Source organism: Gardnerella sp. CCPDSM (genome assembly GCF_056754715.1).
On record NZ_JBQEQO010000021.1, the window covers coordinates 1 to 1,595 of the forward strand.

At 30.1% G+C, this 1,595-nt stretch carries 1 protein-coding gene; it reads left to right on the forward strand.

Translation table 11 applies throughout. The features are described from left to right. Window positions 1-109: 109 nt before the first annotated feature. Complete coding sequence (locus ACTJLE_RS06220; RefSeq protein WP_004113321.1) at window positions 110-1,588, forward strand: Lsa family ABC-F type ribosomal protection protein; 1,479 nt, start codon at window positions 110-112, stop codon at window positions 1,586-1,588. The last annotated feature ends 7 nt before the right edge of the window (window positions 1,589-1,595 follow it).

Genomic DNA, 1,595 nt, shown 5'->3' on the forward strand with positions numbered 1-1,595 from the left:
GACTGAAAAGCAAAGCAGTGATAACCGTAGTAATACATGAAAAACTAAACGTTAAAAGGTGCACACACTTTGCACCCGGGCGGTAAATGATAATTTAGGGAGGCGTTTTATGTCAGTAATTAAAATTGAAAACCTCACTTTCTCATATTATGGATATGTAAAACCCATATTTAAAAATGTATCGTTTTCCTTTGATACAAACTGGAAAACGGGATTGATAGGAAGAAATGGAATCGGTAAATCAACTCTATTTAAGTTACTTTTAAATCAAGAAACTTATCAAGGTAAAATAAGCAAGGATGTTGAATTTATTAAATTTCCACCAAATATAAGCGATACTTCAAAATTAGGAATTGAGTTATATAAAGAACTAATATCAGATGATGAAGAATGGAAGTTATTTAGAGAACTCAGTTTGCTAAATGTAGATGAGAACCTTGTTTACAGAGAGTTTGAAACGCTTTCTAAAGGGGAACAAACAAAAATCCTTTTAGCTATTTTGTTTACAAGAGAAGATGGCTTTTTACTTATTGATGAACCAACAAACCATTTAGATATGGACGGAAGAAAAATTGTAAGTGAATATCTGAAAAGTAAAAAAGGATTTTTGCTTATATCTCATGATAGAGATTTTTTAGATGGTTGTATCAATCATGTTATTTCTATTAACAGGAATTCTATTGATGTCCAATCGGGAAATTTTACATCATGGTATGAAAACAAAGTGATGAAAGACCAATTTGAAATTAGTCAAAATGAGAGATTAAGAAAAGATATTAAACGATTAAAAGAGTCTGCAAGACAAAGTCAAATTTGGTCTGATAAAATTGAAAATACTAAAAATGGTGTAAAAGTATCAGGTGTAAAACCAGACAAAGGACATATAGGTCATCAATCAGCCAAGATGATGAAAAAATCTAAGAATTTGGAGAATAGACAAAACAAGGCAATAGAAGAAAAACAGAGTTTACTAAAAGATATCGAAACAAAGGAAAGTCTATTATTGCATCCATTACATCATCATAAAAATCCTCTAATATCGGTTAGCAATTTATCATCATGCTATGGAGAGAGACAGATCCTAAATAATGTAAGTTTCGAGATAAAGCAAGGCGACATAGTGGCTATATATGGGGGTAATGGTAGCGGAAAATCAACCTTGATTAAAATTTTATTAGGTATAAATCACGAGTATACAGGTGAGATAAAATTAGCAGGTAATTTAAAAATCTCGTATATTCCTCAAGACACATCTAATTTAACAGGTAGCCTAAATGAATATATTCACAAGCAAGATGTTGATGAAACATTGTGTAAAACAATTCTAAGAAAATTAGATTTTTCAAGAGAATTATTTGAAATGGATATGAAGAATTATAGTGATGGACAAAAAAAGAAAGTTTTAATTGCTGTAAGTTTCTCAAAGCCAGCTCATATATTTGTTTGGGACGAACCACTGAATTATATAGATGTAATATCAAGAATACAGATTGAGGAAATTATAAAAGAAGCAAAGCCTACACTCATATTTGTGGAACACGATAAGCGATTTGTAGAAGATATCGCTAATAAAATAATACAATTTTAAGTAAAAT